Below are 17,771 nucleotides of genomic sequence, written 5' to 3' on the forward strand. Positions count from 1 at the left end.
TGCATCGCAAAAACAAAGCCAATCTGTTATACGTTTACATTAAATAACAAAAAAATCCGGAAAAACTTCCGGATTTATATATGATTAATAAATTTTATCTGAGACTTAATTTATCTTAAGGATATTTAATCCTGACTGTCCTGTAGCAACAAACGCCAAATTATTATTGATGTAGATATAGTTGGCAGAACCGCTAAGCTTGTAATATCCAACTACTTTGAATGTATTTTTGTTTAATACAATAACGCCATCGGTACCATTCGCAAGATACAGGTAACAGTTGTTTACTGCAACAGCGTTGGTAAGACCTGTCTGACTGAATACATTTTGATCGTTCACTTTGAAGTTTCTTGGAACGAAACTGTTCATCAGCTGTCCGTCACTTAATCGGATTTTGGCTACCCCTTTATCGCTTAATGCAAGGTAAACATATTCATTATCCAGAACGATCACATTTTTACCATCGGTAACAGACTGTGTAAGGGTTGGATAGTTGTATACGTGTGGATTTGATCCGTCGTTATTGGCAACTCTTAGAGATGCACCATTTGCCTGAGTTGCAAAGAATACCTGGTATGTATTATTGTGGGCAACATATTTAGCTCTTTCTCCTGCAAAATTGAACTGCTCAGATACAGAATATCCATTGTTCGGATCCAGTTTAAAGAATCCTCCACCGGTTGTTCCTGTTGAAGCGTATAAATAATTATTATAGAAATAAGAATTTTTTGCTGTAGAGCTAGGAAGTTGATAGTTCAGGAATGAAGATAGATCCTGAGTATTGAATACATTATTCGTAAGCGGAGAGGTAACTAATTTTGCTCCGTTTTTATCACCACCAACAGCATACAGCTTATTGTTGACAACATCAACATTATTGAACTCAATATTATTGAATAATGCTTCATTTACCAAAGAAGGAGCATTATAATCAGTAACATTAAAGATTCTGATTGCACCTTTTGTAGTACTTCCTGCAACGGCATCATTGGTATGATAAGATACGTAAGCGAAACCGTTGTTTATGGTAACACCTGTAGCACTTAATGTCGTATTACTGATGGAAGGACTTACCACATTCGCCACCAATGTGAATTGTAATTGGTTGTCCGAACAAGGCGCAATACCTTTTTGAGGTGTACATTCTCCGGCAGCAATATACGTGTTTGTATTTAAAGTAACCTGATTGTTGATCTTATTATTGCTTTGTAATACAGCATAAGAAGTATTAACAAAGTTCATATCAATAAGCCCTGTAAATGCAGGAGATGCATTAAGGTTACTGAAAGACATATTAGAAAAATCCATTCTCGCAAAGCTGCTTCCGCTGTTGCTTACCTTACCGTCTATAGATACACTTCCGCCAGTTACTTCAGTGTATGACTGAGGTTTCAGATTAAGTACTCCTGAACCATTGATATGGAAACCTTTTTCAAATGTAAGATATCCTTCATTATTCAGGTTTGCATTAAGATAATTATTCTGAGCATTAAATACCATTCTACAGTAATTATTCACCGTAGAACTTCCGTTAAGACTCTCAGAATTGTTAAAGTTTAAGTTGTTGTAATTGTTGATAATACCATCAACAGATCCTGTAGTATACGTTACAAATCCATAGTTGTCTAATCTACCTCCTGAATTCAGGTGAAAGTTAGCCGAACTGGAGATTTTACCGTAGTTTCCGACCTCTACTTTACCACCGTTAGGAACATTGATCCAGTTTGATCCGCCAAGTTCTCCGAGAACGATGATTTTTCCGGCAGAATTGAAGTTGAATCCTCCTGTAAAAGTAGTTCCTTCAGGAATGTAGTAAGTTTCTCCGTTGTTAATGTTATACCAGTTACTTCCTGTAGCAGCAATTGCACCTGAAAGGTTTGGGGTATAAGTAACAGTTTTCTGAGCGGCTGAGAATTTCTGACTGTTTGGGTCAAATTTTACAAAGTCCACCGCAGAATTTTTCATTTCAATACTTTTGCTGAGATCTCCGCTTCCGTAACGGAGTGTGATGTCACCATTGGTAATAGATTGTGAACTTTCACTGTTTTCAGGAAGCAGATTGTCTTCAGACGAACATCCGGTTGCAGCAACAAGAAGGAAAAATCCCATTGCTACGCTTAGTTTTTTTGTCATTAAGGGTTAAGTTTTATTTTATAAGGGGTTGTTGTTAGCAAAGTAATTATGCACCGAACTCACGGGCTTTTTTAGAGGTTTTCTGAGGGTTCCAGGGGTCTTTATAGGAATCGTAAAAAAATAATTCATCAAAATAAGCAATCGTTCTTACAATACGCATAAAGTAGCCCATGTACAATGGGTAAAGCGGAACATAGATTATTTTTGATAAATATTTCTTTTTATTTTTCACTATTAACAAGCAAATCAGAAACTGTGTAAAATACAGCAGCAAATATACTAAATATTTGAATGGCAGCCAAAAAAGTAAGAATTCGGGGTTCTCAATTATTATTCTTAGCATATAAATCAGCCAGGTGATATCAAGCACAAGTCCGAAAAAGACGTTTTCAAAAAAAGAGAAAAAGTTTGACCATCGGAAATTCTTGTTCGGAATCCATATATCATAATGTTTTCTAAGCCTGAAACGTACAAGCGAACGTGACCAGCGTAAACGCTGCTTGGCAAGTTTTCCCCATTTTACAGGAACGTGCGTATTGCAGACTGCTGTTTGCTCAAAATGAATCTGGTAGCCGATCTTACGAATCTTTACGGTAAGATCTCCATCAAGACCAGGGCCTACATCCCAGCCTCCAACTCTTTCAAGAACCTTTCTCGGAAAAACACCAAAGGCTCCCGAAATGATCTTGTAAATTCCAAGACTGGAAAGGACAATTCTTGAAATGCTGATCGATTGCTGATACTCCAGATACTGCATCGTTGAAGTGAGGGAGTCCTCATCGTTCCTTACCATCAGGTTTCCGCCGACACCACCGATATTCTTACGCACATAGAAAGGAAGCAGTGCTTTTTCAATGGCATTATTATCTAAAGATGAATCTGCATCAATGTGAACTACAAATTTCCCTTTTGAATATTTTAAGCCAAGATTGGCCGCTGATGCTTTTCCGCCCCGTATTTCGGAACGAAGAAATTTGGTGATAAAACCTTTCTTTTCAAAAGATCTTCCGATAATTCCGGTATGATCGGTAGAGCCATCGTCAACGACAATAATTTCAATATTCTTATACGTTTGCTTCTGCATGGAAACTACCATCTTGTGAAGATGTTTGCCTTCGTTGTGTCCCGGAACCAAAACTGTAACCAATGGAAATTCTCTCATCAGTTTTCCGTGTGCCAGTTTCCATTTGTCTTCATTGATAAACCGCTTCCTGAAGGTCACAAAAAGTACAATAATCTCCAGAATAAGAAATCTCGGAATATCGATGATAAAAACATACCATCCCCAGTTCAGAATTGTAGACCAGTCCGAATATTTTAAATTAGAGTAAATGATTTCCCAAAAATTTTCCACGTCGGGTCTTAATTGAGGATTTCATTGATTGCTTTCTGGGTAAGCTCGTAGTTGTAGATCTTTTCCAGTTTCAGTTCATAAGGCATTTGTTCTGTTTTGCAGTTGATACAGTGTACACCGATCAAAGGTTTCTGAAATTCGTTTCTACATCTATCATTCAGACAATAAAACACTTTTCCGGGCTTATCATAATCTACGCCGAGGTTTTTCAGCTCCATGCTGCATTTTGGACAAATCAGTCTGTCTCCCTGCTGAAAACTCTGCTCCGTAGCTACATAGGCACATCTGAAATGATGTATAAGAACCCTCACCTGAAGGTTGTGCTGTTTGCATTTAGGGCATTCTTCCCGATAGTTCAAAAAACCCGAACTGCATTTTTTACATATATGAGAGGTATCCACATAATTCCTGCGGAGATAATCATTTTTGTAAGCCCCATTGAGCAAAGCTCTTCCATACATGTATGAATCTTCGGAGCTGTCATAATATGCTTCTATTCTCGGGTAAGAATATCCGTTGAGCGAACCGGCACTCTCATAAAATTCAATATTTTTATTTCTTGAATAATAATACAACATCGTTCTCTTCAATAGTTCATCATCTTGAAGAAGCAAAGAACCGTTCAGTTTTTGTATAAAATTTAAAATAAATCTTATATAAGGTATTTTATTTTGAATATTTACATCCTGAATATAGCCATCACATAAATGTTTGAGATTATAGCTTTTATATTCTTTATAATGTTTTTTCAAACTTTTCTGCAGGAAAACGGGTTTTAGAAAAACCTTAGGATCAGGATGTCTGATCACGGAGATTAAGAATTTTCTTACATTTATTGCATTATCATTATTGATGATCCATATACTTGCTTTAGTGGGATCAGGGATTTCATTTCTGTCCACACAATCTTCTAAAAGTTGTGCGATGATCCCGTTTTCGAGATTCAATATTCTTTCAGGCATAATGTGTTTTTTATGTAAATTTCAATTTTCTAACTTTCACCGGGATATTACTGATTTTTACTGCTTCCCAAGACTTTCCGTCTATGGGTACAATATCGATCACAACTCCGTATTTATTATCATTTAAAGTTTTATTAATCAAGGTATTATCTTTTATCTCTGATATAGAGTAGATTTTTTTTACCTGTCCTGTAAGCGTCTTATTAAATCCATAAGGAAGTTTAATGGCTACATGATCCCCTTCGTGAAACTCATCCAGATCGCTGATGTCAATGTACGCCTGTACAAACTGTCTTTTACGGACTATGGATGTTATAATGTCTGATTTATAAGCAACCTGCCCGTCGGTTACACGAAAACGGTCTGTATTTCCATTGATCGGAGAAACATAATAATTTTGTATCGTGGAAGCTCTGTTTTCCTCGCTTGCCAGAAGATTTTTATGATTGTTAATCAGCGATGTTTTTTCAATTTCATCATTTAATGCTTTAATATCAGCATTTAAGGATGCAATTTCATATTTGAGGTCGTCGATAGATCGGTCTACATTGGCCAGTTCGTTAGGAGTGATCTGATCAATGTATACCAGTTTTTCCTTTCTTTTTTTCTCACTTTCCCAGAACGCAACTCTTTTTTTGAGATCAGCAACAAGACCTCTCTTTTTTAAAACCTGAGCGCTGATCGATGCCAGGTGATTTTCAAAAGTGGTATTATCAACAAGATTTTTCAGGGAATCCTGCAGGCTGTTTCTACGAATATTGGTATCGTAAAATTCGTAACTGAAAAGAGTATCTCCCTTTTTTATGGGCGAACCTTCCTTTGCGTAGTAGTTTAAAATTCTTATATCAGTAGTGAATTTCACATCAAACTGCTGCTGTTTCAGGAATCCGTCGGCATAGTCAAAAATCCAGGATGAGATGAGCCATTTCAGTACGGAAAATGCAATCAAAAGTAAAACGGCGAAGTAAATCCAGCGATCCCATCTGCGTTTTTTTATCGGCTTCTCGTACGATTCTTCTGTTATTTTATCGTCGTTAAAATTGATTTCCATTATGGTTTAAAATTATTCATTTGTGATAAGTCGTAATATCCGATTTTTGTAACTCCAGCAGCCTGTACATAAGCTTCTGCATCCAAAAGATCACCGAAAGCCTGAAAATCGTTAATACGGAATACCCATACATAATAGTCTGTGGTTAATATGCTTCTTATGAGGGCTGTTTTGTTTAATTTTTTATCAAGAGTTAAGACATCATAGGCCATGATATAAGCCATAATGCTGTTGTCATATAAAGCGGTTGCTACTTCTGCCGGAAGCTGCATTGGAACGCTTACTCCGAGATCCATATTGTTCTGGTCGCACCATGTCTTTGAATTGGTAAACAAGTTGATAAGTCTTTGTGCATAAAGATCAACATTCGCCTTATAATCATCAAAAGTATGAGGCTCAATATCAAGATGAACTCCTGCGAATCCCATATCTTTCGCGGATTGCAATGCAACCTGAAGATCTGTAAAACCATCATCCGTTTTAGCATATGAGTTTTCTCCGATAAGGCGGTATACCTGGATGTTGTTTTGAGCGGCCAGCGCCATAAAGTCATTTACTTTCGCAAGATCATAAACTTTACCGGGAGACAGGAAAACCCTGTTGATGTGCCAATGATTCATCAGATCGATGATGTACGAATTGGAATAGTTCGTAAAGAAACTGCTCCAGATATACGTTTCATTACCTGCGTTATCATCATTCAGCTTACTCTGAAGAGTGTTTGTTGGGGTGTCGGTTCCTGATATCATTTTATATTCAAGATATTTTTCATACAGATCAGTTTTTTTATCACAGATCTGTAGTTGGTTATTTAAAAGTTTTTCTACCGTAGCAAGATAAGCTGCAGGACTGAAAGTATTGCTTTTCTCGTTGCTGGAATTCACTTTAAGTTCAGCTTCAAGATAATTTACTTCACTTTCCAACACCTCGATTTCAGATTTCAGAAGATAATATTCTCTGAATAATGTTGTAAGTCTGTCGCGGTAGATCATTTGCATATCCTGCAGAGCATTTTCCTTTACTTTAAGATCGCTTTCAGATTCGTAATCCGTCTTGCTTCTGCTTACAGGAAGATTGATGGTGGCTCCTACACTTGCAAAATTGCGGTCTCTTGACAAAGCAGAATAATAATTGTATCTCAATTTTAATCTAAGATCCAGTTGCTTGTCTCTTTTACGTTTCATATCTGCGATTTCCTTCTCCATTTTCAAAGCGGTTTCCTTATCTTTTACTAAAGGGCTGAGATCAATATTTTCAACGGGTGTAAGATCCGGAATATCAGAATTTAGGATTTCACCAGTAAAAGGATTTCTTTCATTGGTTTTATGAAGGCTTTCCAATGATTTTTTTTCAATGGCAATTTTGTCAAGACGGTATTTTGACTGTGCAGTTTCAGCGTCATTTTTCAATCCGACTTTATTTTGGTTTACAGTGAATTCATTCTGTAATTTTAAAAGTCTTTCATAATCTGATAAAAGTTTTATTTTTTTCTCATCAAAAGCTGATCTTACTTTGTCAATATTTGCTCTGTAATCAAGTTCTTTTTTATATTTTACCTTTTCTAAAAGATCTATTCTTCTCAATTTTTCATTTAAAGAATTCTGGATTTTCAGGTTCTTCAGACTTCCTTCTCCCAAAGCAAGCCAGTCTATCCCTGAAGATACTCTGGCACGGTAAAAGATATTGTCGTCATCACTAAAACCGGGACTGAAATTATAGCTCATATCCGAAACCCAGTTCAGGTGCAATTTGTTTTTATATTCCGTATTTTTTGAATCAATATTAAGTTCGCTTTTGCTCAGTGAAGCATTGTTAGTTGAAAAATCCAAATGGCTATTTTCCGTGTGATTTTTTCTATCATCTAAAAGATTCGCCATAATTTCCTTGGCAGCCTCGTATATTTTATTGTATTCTGCAGTAAGAACACTCAAAGACTTCGAACTTATGCTTAATGTCGATTTGTTTTGAGCATTAAAGAAAATAAAAAAATTCAATAATAGAATAATCTGTAACGTTTTTCGCATATGGTGTGGGTAATTTTTGCAAATTTAGAGATTTGAATTTAAATTATTACTGTTTATTTGCTATGTTACGTAAATTTTAATAAATTTTTAAAAGGTCTTTAATGTGTGAAAAAAAGCTTAAATATTGATTATGTAAGGTATTGATAATTATTCTGATTAATTATGTAATGGTTTTGTGATAGTTATAGATTTTATCTAAACATTTTATTTTATAGTTGATTTGATGTGTAAATTTCTTTTTTAAACTTTATTTAAAAAAGAAGCGCGTATTTTATCTTTTTAATTTTTCATTATAATCCTAAAATAGATTTGCATTTCGGACAAATTCCGCTGATGACAACATTGTATTGATAGGCTATAAAATTCTCCGGAAGGCTTATTTCAGGCACTACGTTTTCAATACAGGTAACCTCTTTGCAATTTTCACAATTGAAATGTAAATGATTATGGGAATGATTTTCTTTTTTACAATTATGACATTTAGCATAATTAACAACTCCGTCTACATTAACAATCTTATGGATCTTTCCTTCATTTTCAAGACGTTCGAGAACCCTGTAGATAGTAACCCGATTACAAAGTCCGTTCAGTTTCAGTTCTATTTCATGATGCGATAAGGCAGTGCCGGCAGTGCTTAAAAGATTTAAAATTTCTGTTTTTGCCTGGGTGTTTCGTGTTTGCTTCATGATAAGAATATAATGCTTTAATGAATTCGGATAATTTGTGCAACAAAGTTACAATAAGATTTTAATTCCATGTTTCACTCATAGTTTTGAGTTATGTCTAACTTTTTATCTAAAGCCGAAGCTAATTATTAAATATCATTCAAGCGAAATCCATACCGGAGCATGGTCACTGCTTTTTTCCCAACCACGAACATGCTTATCTACATTTCCTCCGCTAAGCCGACCGGCGATATAAGGACTTAATAAAATATGATCCAGACGCATACCCGCATTGCGATCATAAGATTTATACAAATAATCCCAGAAAGTAAAAATTTGTTCGTCAGGGTAGAGTGAGCGAATAGAATCCAGCCAACCTTTTTTAAGCAACTGTTGGTATGCTTTTCTTACTTCTATCCGGTATAATGCATTGTCTTCCCAACGTTCTGGCTTATAGACATCGAGAGGCGTCGGAATGATATTAAAGTCTCCGATCAGGATTGCCGGAAGATCCATATCAATAAATTGATTGGTTCTTTTCTTCAGGCGTTTGATCCAAGAAAGTTTATAGTCAAATTTTGGCCCCGGATAAGGATTTCCGTTAGGAAGATAAAGGCAACAGATTACAATCTGGTTAATGATCGCTTCAATATATCTGCTCTGCTGATCTTCCGGATCACCCGGCAGCGATCTCTGAACTTCTGTGATCTCCATATCGCGGGCAAGTATGGCAACACCGTTCCAGCTTTTTTGTCCGTGCCAGATCGCATTGTAGCCTGCAGCATTGATCGCGTCTATAGGAAAACGTTCTTGTGGGGCTTTCAACTCCTGAAGACAAACAATATCAGGTTGTGCTTCTTCAAGCCACCGGAGCAATACGGGCAATCTGCCGTTGATCCCGTTTACATTATAAGTTGCGATCTTCATTGTTTATTATTTAATTTTTAAAAACTACACAATATCCGTTCCATGGATGGGAAAATGAAGCATTAATAATAAAATACAAGCTGATGTGGTATTATAAAGATTGATTTGGTAAGACTTTGGCAAATAAATTGTTACTATCTGCGTGAGCAATAATGATTGCTATTTATTTTTAACCATTTACAATATATTATGAAAAATTCAATCTTAACTATTCTGGCAGTTGCCGCTATGGTAGCCTGCAAGAAAAATGAAACTACGACTGCCGATCAGTCTTCAGACACTACAACATCAATGTCTGCACCGGCTGATACTTCTATGGCAACAGGAGATTCTGCAACTACTGCTTCAAGCTCGAACACAGCAACGGCTACATTGAGTGCGCAGGATAAATCATTTGCAGATGCAGCAGCAAAAGGTGGAATGATGGAAGTAATGCTTGGCCAGCTTGCCGCTACGAATGCCAGCAATGCAACTGTAAAATCATTAGGCGCCATGATGGTAAAAGACCACGGAAAAGCAAATGACGAACTTAAAAAATGGGCATCTGCTTCAGGATATACCTTGCCTACAAGCCTGGATGCTGATAAACAGAAAAAATATGATGATCTGAAAGCAAAAAAAGGAGCTGATTTTGATCGTGCATATGCTGATCTTATGGTAGCAGATCATAAAGAAGATATTGCTGCATTCAAAAAGCAGGCATCGGAAGGATCAGAAGCCTCTCTGAAATCATTTGCGAGCAGCACGCTTCCTACACTGGAACACCATCTGATGGAATCTGAAAAAGCGAAGAGTGCCGTAAAGTAATCAGAATACTATTTATTCATTATATAAATCCAATTAATTCCGGAAGATTGAACATATCTCCGGAATTTTTATTGATAACTAAACTGGTTTTAATGGATGAGTAACATATTGGCTCTCTTTTACATAAAACCGTAGTGAGAGCAATGCATGCTCTTTTGCATAGGCAACACCAATTCTCGGAGCGGAAACTATTTCATTGAGATTGTATTTCATTCCTAAATCTTCAATCCATATCTCATCGCCGGCTAAGGACTTTTTATTGAAAGAAAGATCAATTCCCAACGCCTTTGAAACTGATCCTGGACCTGACGAAATGGAAGGGTCGGATAAGGGTTTATTTCTCCTTTGCTCAATAACCGATATTCCTTTATAGGGCTGAACGGATCTTATAAGAATGCTTTTAGGATCATCATAATCTGAAGCAACAATATTTAAAAGATGATGGATACCGTAACACAAATAAATATAAGCAATCCCTCCCGGCTGATACATTGCTGCAGTACGTGCTGTTTGAAGACCGCCGTAAGCATGAGAAGCCCGATCTTCTATCCCGAAATAGGCTTCTGTTTCTGTGATGATCCCGGCCGTGATTTCTCCATGCTTATTTGTAAATATCACTTTACCTAATAAATCTTTGGCAAGAAAAATGACATTAGGGTTCTGAAAGTATTGTTTCTGAAGCTTTTTTGCATTCATTTATATAACAAATTTAACTTTAAACATATATTTTCCGGTCAATAATTTTAAGGTAATTTTCCTGTTCCAGTTTTTTAATAACCCTTACTACTGTTTCTGTCCGCAATCCGGTTATTGCAGCTAATTCGCGCCGTGTAAAAGGAACTTCAAAAGAAAATTTTGCCTGATTATCACTGAAGCTTTTATGATATTCTAAAGCCCCTCTGATTCTTACATCGGGATGAAGCGAAGTATTATTCTGCAGCATAATATATTTAAAATAAAGCCGCTCAGACAAAAAGCTGTTAATATCTCTGGAAATATCAGGATTTTCATCCAGAAGTTGCATGAACTTTCCTTTTGAAAGTGTAACGATGGTTGTAGGTTCTATGGCAATGGCATTAACGGGATATTTTTTATCAATAAAAAGCAGCAGCTCACATACACTGAGTCCTTTATGCAGAACTCCAAGAATAAGTTCTTTACCTTCTTCATTATAATGGTTTAATTTTATTCTTCCTTTCTTTATCTGATAAAATGCTTTCGGGGTGTCGCCTTCGTTGAAAATAATATCGGCAGTCTTCAAATCTTCAATTTCGGCACCATAAGACAGTAAAAGTTTTTCTTCGATTAGCATAAGTTTGTTTAGGTTTTAAAGATGGTGTATCTAGTCGGATGATCTTTTAAAATTCATTACTCATTCCGAAATTATCATTATAAAAAATAAAAAATTATGACCCATATCATATTGAAAATAAATTTATTGTTGTTGATTTGAGTCAATGTGAATTCTTAATATCTTTTTTAAATTCGATATTCACAGAATACATCAAACAAAATATGAATACGCAGGAGAAATTTGTAAGCCCGAAAGGTAAATTATTGATCATCGGAGGAAAAGAAGACAGAAACGGGACAAAAGTTGAAATAAAAAATAAAAATGAAGAGTTTTCGCCACATGAAATCTTAAAGCTGCTCGTATCTGATAAGCGCGATAGGATAGAAGTGATTACCACAGCAAGTTCCGAACCTGAAAGTATGAGAGAAACATACACGAAAACATTTAAAGAAATCGGATTTACCAATTTTGGATTTATTCATTTAACAGACAAGGATGAAAATCAGTATTTTGAAAGAATCAAACACAGTAAAACTATTTTCTTTACAGGAGGGGATCAGAATAGAATCTGCAATGAAATTAATAATTCTTCAATACTCGAAATTTTACGTGAAAGATACGTTAATGAGAAAGATTTTCTTATTGCAGGAACAAGTGCAGGGGCAATGTGTATGCCTGAAATCATTATCGATGAGGCTGAAAAGGATGAGGCTATATTGGAAAATGATATCAAACTGGCATCAGGACTGGGCCTTTTATCCGGTTTTATTGTCGATACGCATTTCATTCACAGAGGAAGATTCGGAAGATTGGCGCACGCTGTAATGATTAAACGGGAATGTTTCGGAATCGGTTTGGGAGAAGATACGGCGCTTTTAATTGAAAATGGTCACAAAGCAATCTGCAAAGGCTCCGGAATGGTTATTGGAATAAATGCCAAGCATCTTGGTAAAACCAATACAGACACTGTAAAAAAGGGACATCCTGTATATGGAGAAAATTTAACGGTACATATTATAACTGAAGGCTGTTCAGTTGATCTTCAGTCCGGCAAGTTTACCGCTGCCGATCATTAAATGATTAAATAGTAAAGGAATATGCTTAAAAATATTGCATATTCCTTTATCATATATGAGTGAGTCTGAATTTTAAGCGAGTAAACCATTGATTTTTGAAACAATGACATCGAGATCAAAAGGTTTGGCTACAAAATCATTTGCTCCCGCATCGGAGGCAATGTCATCACCGTCTACGCTGGCAGACAGTACAATGACAGGAAGATCTTTAATACCTTGTGTACTTCTGATTGCTTTTAATACCTGATCTCCGGAGAGAAGCGGCATCCACAGATCCAATAATATCAAATCAGGGTGATCAACCTGAATCTGCTTTATGAGATTCGTACTGTTTATTTCGGTGAAAACTGTAAAACCTTCTGATTCCAGAAGCATTTGGAGGACATCCAGTATACCCTGATCATCATCACAAACCATTATCTTTTTGCTATTCATTTCAGTGATTTTTCATTATGGGTAATGTGAAACTAAATGTCGATCCTTCGCCCACCTCGCTTTCTACCCAAAGGGTTCCGTTGTGATTGGCAATGATTTCATGTGAAATATAAAGGCCGATTCCCAGCCCCGGAAATTTTTTCTGTATATCTCTCGCTCTGAAAAAACGGTCAAATATTTTTGCCTTATCCTGTGAACTTATACCCATTCCGTAGTCGGTTACCGAAACTTTTACAAAACTTCCGACCCTGTTAATATATACATCAACCTTATCTGATCCCGGAGAATATTTTATGGCATTTGAAATCAGATTGTTAATGACCTGTGAAATCTGAAGTTCGTCACCAAGAATAACAGCGTTGGTAGATCCTGATAATGATATTTTATGATTCGGTGCTGATACTGATAAGTTTTCGACAGTATCACGAATGGTTTTATCAATTTCAAACGGATCTACATGCAGCTCTATGTTTCCTGATTGTATCTTAGAAGTATCCAATAAGTCTGAAATGAGAACATTAAGCCTGTCGACATACACCGAAACTTTATCCAGGGTTTCATTAAATCTTTCCGGTGAATCTTTAGGAATCATTCTTTGAAGAAGCTGTACAAGGCCTTTAATCGTGGTAAGAGGGGTTTTGAGCTCGTGACTTGCGATTGATAAGAAATCATCTTTTCTGCGGTCAAGTTCTTTTTTCTCTGTAATATCTTCAATAGCGATCAGTATTCTGTCTTTATATTGACCTTCAAATTCAATACGGTAAGCATTGAGTAACATTACTTTTTTACCAATATGTGGAAAGTCATGCTCTACTTCATAATCAATTACCGGATTATTGGTCGGTAAAATTTTCATCAAAAGCTCTCTCAAGGTTTCGATATCCCATTGATGATTTCCAAGTTCGAAAAGAACTTTCCCTACCGTATCTTCTGTAGTAACTTTAAAGGAGTTTAGAAAATGTGTGTTGGCACTAAGTACTTTATAATCTGCATCAAGAACCAATAAACTTTCTCTTACAGTCTGAACAATACTTGAAAGAAACGCTTCACTGTCTACAAGTTCTTTAGTTCTTTCCTGTATTTTTCTTTCCACTGAAGATTTTTCTTCCCTCAGTTCATGTTCGGCTTTTTTACGTTCTGTAATATCATTTTGAACCCCGATAAAATGCGTGACTACACCTTCGCTGTTTTTTACGGGAGAAACGTAAAGTTCATTCCAGAAGAGATTTCCGTTCTTTTTATAGTTTCGTATTTCGATTTTACAGTCTCTTCCTTCGCTGATGCATTTTTTGATGTAACTTCTTTCAGGCTGAGATCTGTCCTGTCCCTGCAGGAACCGGCAGTTGTGCCCGATGATCTCGTCGTGCGAATATCCTGTAATTGTCTCAAAGGCTCTGTTGCAATAGACAATTGGGTTATCGGGCTGCGTATTGTCCGTTATAATAATACCGCAGTTAGCCGAATCCAGTGCCTGTATATATAGTTCAATGTTGTTATTCATCGGATTATAGCTGTTTTGTCAAGTTCCAAACTTAAACTTTCATTGATATACAAATATGGGAAAAAGCATCATGTTTTCCAAATCTGCATATTCAGTAAATATCAGACGCAAATAATATGCCTTCACTAAATATTATTAATCAATTTATTAAAAAAAATAGTATTTTTTCTAGATCTCAATCTTTTAGGGTAGTTAATAAAACCAATACCTTTATCAGACATATTGAAAATATTCTTCCATAATAATATGATATGAGAAAAATTGGCATTATCGGATTTGGGTGGTTAGGTTCCAGGATTGCACAAGATATAAAAGAAAATTTTGAAATTTATACAACAACAAGATCGCAGGAAAAGCTCCAACAGATTGAGAGTGAAGGGTTTTATGTTGAACTCGCAGTTTTCGATGATGCTGAAAAAAATTCTCCCGGTCGTTGTTGGAGTATTGCTCCTGAATTAGATGCGATCATTATAACAGTTCCTTTTTCAGAAAGGAGAGCATCTCGTCAATCACTGCAGTTGAAGCTTTCAAAACTATTTTCATTCATAGAAAACTATAAAAAGCAGATTTTTTTTACAAGTTCGACGAGTATTTATCCCGATGAACCCAGAACTTTCACAGAAGAAATGGTTTTGCCTCAGAATGTTTTTATTGAAAATTTAATGAGAAAAGCATTTCCACAGATTAATATTCTCAGACTTGGCGGTTTAATGGGAGATTCTCGGCTTCTGAAAAATTTTAACATTTCAGATCTTGACGCTGTTGTCAACCACATTCATTTTAAAGATATTTCAACAATAATCCAATTGATGATTGAAAGAGAAGTTCACTCAAAGATTTATAATGTTGTTGCACCGCTTCATCCTGCAAAACGGGAGGTGATAGCAGCTCAGAATAATATCTCTTTAAAAGAGATTCAATATGATAAAAAACAGAGAATTATTTCTTCAGAAAAATTGATTTCAGAACTCGATTTTACATTTGAACATCCTGATCCAAAATATTTCCACATATAGTGATATGAATTAATTTCATAATTTATTTTAATATTTAATCAAAATTTATTGAGGTTCTGTTAAAAATGGTCTGCTTTATGCTAAGACAATAATAAGTTACTTTAAAACTTACACTTACACAAACACCTTAAAATATTAAATTATGAAAGAATTTATTCAATGGGAAAATTCCCCGTCGCTTAATAGAGAGATCGAACGTCAGAAAGCCCTTAAAGCTCTTGAGAAAGCAAAAATGATTAAAAGAAAAGTTGTTTTTCTTCCTAAAGGAGCTACAGGAAGCACAAAGTTTAACGATCTTTTTTAATAAATGTATTGAATACTCTTTTTAACATAAAGACTAGGAATACAAATAATAAATTAAGCCATAGCAGTTTTCTGTTATGGTTTATTTTTAATGGTTATTCATATAGAAAAGAATTTTAAAAAAATACCTTATTATGCCGAATAACAGAATATTTTATAATTATATTTGAATATTAATGAATATGAACTCTCCGGAACAAATAGATGCAGAAAAGTTACTGTCTGTACTTTTTTATTCTCCTAATGCTACTGCCATTTACAGAGGTGGTGATATTACAATCTTAACTGCCAACCAGGCAATGCTGGATTTCTGGGGAAAAGACAGAAGCATCATAGGAAAAGATTTCAGAACTGTACTGCCTGAGCTTAATGATCAGCCTTTTTTTGATATTTTGAAAAACGTCTGGGATTCGGGAGAAACCTTCACTGCGAAAGATTATCCTGCGGATCTGCTGGTTAATGGTTCCTTTCAGACATTTTATTTTGATTTCGAATATAAAGCGATTTTGGATGATAAAGGAAAAACTGAATATATTCTTCATACAGCATTTGAAGTTACAGAAAGGCAAAACGCCCTGAGTATGGTGGAGGAAAAATCGAAATCTGAACAAAAACTTATCGATGATCTTTCGGCTTTAAATGAAGAATATCTTACAACTAATGAAGATCTTGTTTCGAAGCATGAAGAACTTTTTATTGCCAACAACGAACTTCTTAAAATCAGAAAAGAATTACTTACGGCAAATCACACTTTAGCGGAAAATGAGAAAAGATTTAAAACGTTGGTTGAAAAATCACCTGTTGCAATGGCTTCGTTAAGAGGTGAAAATTTTGAGGTGGATATTGTGAATGATATGGTACTTCAGATCTGGAATAAAGATCGTTCGATCATCGGAAAACCTTTAGAGGAAGCTCTGCCTGAAATAAAGGGACAGGCATTTATTGATATACTTACAGAAGTTTATACCTCCGGACAGCCCTATTATGGTAAAGAAATTAAAGCATTGATTCAAAACGGGAATGATTTAGTTGAGCACTATCTCAATTTTGCATATCAGCCTATTTTTGATGAGAATAAAAAGAGTACCTCCATTCTCGTCGTTGCAAGTGACGTTACCGAACAGGTAAAGGCTAGAGAATCTGTCGTGGAATTCAAAAACCGTCTTGAAATTGCAATGGATGCAAGCCGAATGGGATCAACAGAAGTAAATCTGGCAACCGGCAATATGGAAAGTACTCCTCAGTTTAAATATAATTTTGGATATTCGGCAGATGAAGAATTTAATTATTCTGATCTTTACAATGCTATTCTTCCGGAATACAGAGAACATATCCGGGAGTTGGTACGAGAAGCCATCCTTACCAACGGAATTTACAAGGCAGAATATCCCGTGAAATGGAAAGACGGTTCAATTCACTGGATACAGGCACACGGCCGTCCTAGGTACGACAATAATGGAGTAGCAGACAGAATGGTGGGAATGACAACGGAAATTACCGATAAAAAACTCGCAGAGCAACGTAAAGATGATTTCCTAAGTGTTGCCAGCCACGAACTCAAAACTCCTCTTACGGCTGTAAAGGCTTCTATTCAACTGCTGAACAGGATTAAAGATAAACCTTACTCACAAACTCATGTAAGGCTGATCGAACAATCTGACAAAGGCATAGAGAAAATGTGCATGCTGATCGACGATCTGTTAAATATGAGCAGGCTGGGACAAGATCAGCTCATGTTACAATATAATACGTTCAATTTACATGAAATGCTCAGTAAAAGCTGCCATCATATAAGACTTGAAGACAAATATCAGCTGATTCTGAAAGGCAATGAATATCTTGAGGTATATGCAGACGAGCACAGAATAGAGCAAGTGGTGGTAAATCTTGTCAGCAATGCCGTGAAATACGCAAAAGATTCGCGGGAAATTCATATTCTGACCGAATCATTTGATGACCATGTGAAAATTTCTGTACAGGATTTCGGACAGGGAATCTCTGAATCTGTAATTCCTCATCTTTTTGACAGGTATTATCGCGCTGATTATCTGGGAACATCTTATTCAGGGCTCGGTCTTGGTTTATATATCTGTTCGGAGATTATCAGAAAACATTCCGGTAAAATCGGGGTAAACAGCAAAATAGGTGAGGGAAGTACTTTCTGGTTTACCATTCCGAAAAATGCTGAATATGAGAAAGCAGAAGTTGCTGCCAGCTGATATT

At 35.9% G+C, this 17,771-nt stretch carries 16 protein-coding genes; 5 read left to right on the plus strand and 11 right to left on the minus strand.

Annotated elements, in window-relative coordinates:
- Positions 1 to 105 precede the first annotated feature (105 nt).
- From BMW64_RS05955 to xth, 7 genes are all read right to left on the minus strand, one after another.
- A complete protein-coding gene (locus BMW64_RS05955) occupies positions 106 to 2,133 on the minus strand; it encodes an LVIVD repeat-containing protein (protein WP_089999096.1) in 2,028 nt (675 codons plus the stop codon).
- Positions 2,134 to 2,179: 46 nt separating this feature from the next.
- Positions 2,180 to 3,487 carry a glycosyltransferase family 2 protein gene (locus BMW64_RS05960; RefSeq protein WP_228400856.1) on the minus strand — a complete coding sequence of 436 codons (1,308 nt, stop codon included), beginning with the start codon at positions 3,485 to 3,487 and terminating at the stop codon, positions 2,180 to 2,182.
- Between the two features lie 8 nt (positions 3,488 to 3,495).
- On the minus strand, positions 3,496 to 4,449 hold the full coding sequence (locus BMW64_RS05965; protein WP_089999097.1) for a TackOD1 domain-containing metal-binding protein: 954 nt from the start codon (positions 4,447 to 4,449) through the stop codon (positions 3,496 to 3,498).
- Between the two features lie 10 nt (positions 4,450 to 4,459).
- Positions 4,460 to 5,500 carry an HlyD family secretion protein gene (locus tag BMW64_RS05970; RefSeq protein WP_089999098.1) on the minus strand — a complete coding sequence of 347 codons (1,041 nt, stop codon included), beginning with the start codon at positions 5,498 to 5,500 and terminating at the stop codon, positions 4,460 to 4,462.
- On the minus strand, positions 5,500 to 7,524 hold the full coding sequence (locus BMW64_RS05975) for a hypothetical protein (RefSeq protein WP_089999099.1): 2,025 nt from the start codon (positions 7,522 to 7,524) through the stop codon (positions 5,500 to 5,502). Before BMW64_RS05975 ends, BMW64_RS05970 begins: the two co-directional genes overlap by 1 nt.
- Before the next feature lie 290 nt (positions 7,525 to 7,814).
- Positions 7,815 to 8,210: a Fur family transcriptional regulator gene (locus BMW64_RS05980; RefSeq protein ID WP_089999100.1), complete on the minus strand. Its 396-nt coding sequence runs from the start codon at positions 8,208 to 8,210 to the stop codon at positions 7,815 to 7,817.
- Positions 8,211 to 8,345: 135 nt separating this feature from the next.
- Positions 8,346 to 9,116, minus strand: a complete 771-nt coding sequence (gene xth, locus BMW64_RS05985; protein WP_089999101.1) for an exodeoxyribonuclease III — start codon at positions 9,114 to 9,116, stop codon at positions 8,346 to 8,348.
- Between the two features lie 189 nt (positions 9,117 to 9,305).
- Here xth and BMW64_RS05990 point away from each other — a divergent pair, with 189 nt between their 5' ends.
- The gene (locus BMW64_RS05990; protein ID WP_089999102.1) at positions 9,306 to 9,923 is read left to right on the plus strand and encodes a DUF4142 domain-containing protein; all 618 of its coding nucleotides are present in this window, start codon (positions 9,306 to 9,308) and stop codon (positions 9,921 to 9,923) included.
- 78 nt (positions 9,924 to 10,001) lie between these two features.
- Here BMW64_RS05990 and BMW64_RS05995 read toward each other — a convergent pair whose 3' ends face one another.
- Both BMW64_RS05995 and BMW64_RS06000 read right to left on the minus strand, forming a co-directional pair.
- On the minus strand, positions 10,002 to 10,619 hold the full coding sequence (locus tag BMW64_RS05995) for a DNA-3-methyladenine glycosylase (RefSeq protein ID WP_089999103.1): 618 nt from the start codon (positions 10,617 to 10,619) through the stop codon (positions 10,002 to 10,004).
- A 19-nt stretch (positions 10,620 to 10,638) separates the two neighbouring features.
- Positions 10,639 to 11,235, minus strand: a complete 597-nt coding sequence (locus BMW64_RS06000) for a Crp/Fnr family transcriptional regulator (RefSeq protein WP_089999104.1) — start codon at positions 11,233 to 11,235, stop codon at positions 10,639 to 10,641.
- 203 nt (positions 11,236 to 11,438) lie between these two features.
- On the opposite strand from BMW64_RS06000, the gene BMW64_RS06005 reads away from it, so the two are divergent.
- Positions 11,439 to 12,293, plus strand: coding sequence for a cyanophycinase (locus BMW64_RS06005; protein WP_089999105.1), 855 nt, complete (start codon positions 11,439 to 11,441; stop codon positions 12,291 to 12,293).
- A gap of 72 nt (positions 12,294 to 12,365) precedes the next feature.
- Here the strand turns inward: BMW64_RS06005 and BMW64_RS06010 are convergent, their stop codons facing one another.
- Entirely contained in the window at positions 12,366 to 12,728 is a 363-nt protein-coding gene (locus BMW64_RS06010; RefSeq protein ID WP_089999106.1) for a response regulator transcription factor, read from the minus strand.
- 1 nt (position 12,729) lies between these two features.
- Positions 12,730 to 14,229, minus strand: coding sequence for a PAS domain-containing sensor histidine kinase (locus tag BMW64_RS06015; protein ID WP_089999107.1), 1,500 nt, complete (start codon positions 14,227 to 14,229; stop codon positions 12,730 to 12,732).
- Between the two features lie 251 nt (positions 14,230 to 14,480).
- Here BMW64_RS06015 and BMW64_RS06020 point away from each other — a divergent pair, with 251 nt between their 5' ends.
- The 3 genes from BMW64_RS06020 (at position 14,481) to BMW64_RS06025 (ending at position 17,767) form a co-directional block, all read left to right on the plus strand.
- Complete coding sequence (locus tag BMW64_RS06020) at positions 14,481 to 15,245, plus strand: Rossmann-fold NAD(P)-binding domain-containing protein (protein ID WP_089999108.1); 765 nt, start codon at positions 14,481 to 14,483, stop codon at positions 15,243 to 15,245.
- A 142-nt stretch (positions 15,246 to 15,387) separates the two neighbouring features.
- Entirely contained in the window at positions 15,388 to 15,549 is a 162-nt protein-coding gene (locus BMW64_RS20605) for a hypothetical protein (protein ID WP_177175242.1), read from the plus strand.
- Positions 15,550 to 15,730: 181 nt separating this feature from the next.
- A complete protein-coding gene (locus BMW64_RS06025) occupies positions 15,731 to 17,767 on the plus strand; it encodes a PAS domain-containing sensor histidine kinase (RefSeq protein ID WP_177175243.1) in 2,037 nt (678 codons plus the stop codon).
- Positions 17,768 to 17,771 lie beyond the last annotated feature (4 nt).

It is taken from the genome of Chryseobacterium taichungense (assembly GCF_900109935.1).
In the GTDB taxonomy this organism is placed as follows: domain Bacteria; phylum Bacteroidota; class Bacteroidia; order Flavobacteriales; family Weeksellaceae; genus Chryseobacterium; species Chryseobacterium taichungense.

What these genes read in the sequence shown, in the direction of transcription:
- BMW64_RS05955 (WP_089999096.1), bottom strand. Translation starts at nt 2,133, where the DNA reads ATGACAAAAAAACTAAGCGTAGCAATGGGATTTTTCCTTCTTGTTGCT.
- BMW64_RS05965 (WP_089999097.1), bottom strand. Translation starts at nt 4,449, where the DNA reads ATGCCTGAAAGAATATTGAATCTCGAAAACGGGATCATCGCACAACTT.
- BMW64_RS05970 (WP_089999098.1), bottom strand. Translation starts at nt 5,500, where the DNA reads ATGGAAATCAATTTTAACGACGATAAAATAACAGAAGAATCGTACGAG.
- BMW64_RS05975 (WP_089999099.1), bottom strand. Translation starts at nt 7,524, where the DNA reads ATGCGAAAAACGTTACAGATTATTCTATTATTGAATTTTTTTATTTTC.
- BMW64_RS05980 (WP_089999100.1), bottom strand. Translation starts at nt 8,210, where the DNA reads ATGAAGCAAACACGAAACACCCAGGCAAAAACAGAAATTTTAAATCTT.
- xth (WP_089999101.1), bottom strand. Translation starts at nt 9,116, where the DNA reads ATGAAGATCGCAACTTATAATGTAAACGGGATCAACGGCAGATTGCCC.
- BMW64_RS05990 (WP_089999102.1), top strand. Translation starts at nt 9,306, where the DNA reads ATGAAAAATTCAATCTTAACTATTCTGGCAGTTGCCGCTATGGTAGCC.
- BMW64_RS05995 (WP_089999103.1), bottom strand. Translation starts at nt 10,619, where the DNA reads ATGAATGCAAAAAAGCTTCAGAAACAATACTTTCAGAACCCTAATGTC.
- BMW64_RS06000 (WP_089999104.1), bottom strand. Translation starts at nt 11,235, where the DNA reads ATGCTAATCGAAGAAAAACTTTTACTGTCTTATGGTGCCGAAATTGAA.
- BMW64_RS06005 (WP_089999105.1), top strand. Translation starts at nt 11,439, where the DNA reads ATGAATACGCAGGAGAAATTTGTAAGCCCGAAAGGTAAATTATTGATC.
- BMW64_RS06010 (WP_089999106.1), bottom strand. Translation starts at nt 12,728, where the DNA reads ATGAATAGCAAAAAGATAATGGTTTGTGATGATGATCAGGGTATACTG.
- BMW64_RS06015 (WP_089999107.1), bottom strand. Translation starts at nt 14,229, where the DNA reads ATGAATAACAACATTGAACTATATATACAGGCACTGGATTCGGCTAAC.
- BMW64_RS06020 (WP_089999108.1), top strand. Translation starts at nt 14,481, where the DNA reads ATGAGAAAAATTGGCATTATCGGATTTGGGTGGTTAGGTTCCAGGATT.
- BMW64_RS20605 (WP_177175242.1), top strand. Translation starts at nt 15,388, where the DNA reads ATGAAAGAATTTATTCAATGGGAAAATTCCCCGTCGCTTAATAGAGAG.
- BMW64_RS06025 (WP_177175243.1), top strand. Translation starts at nt 15,731, where the DNA reads ATGAACTCTCCGGAACAAATAGATGCAGAAAAGTTACTGTCTGTACTT.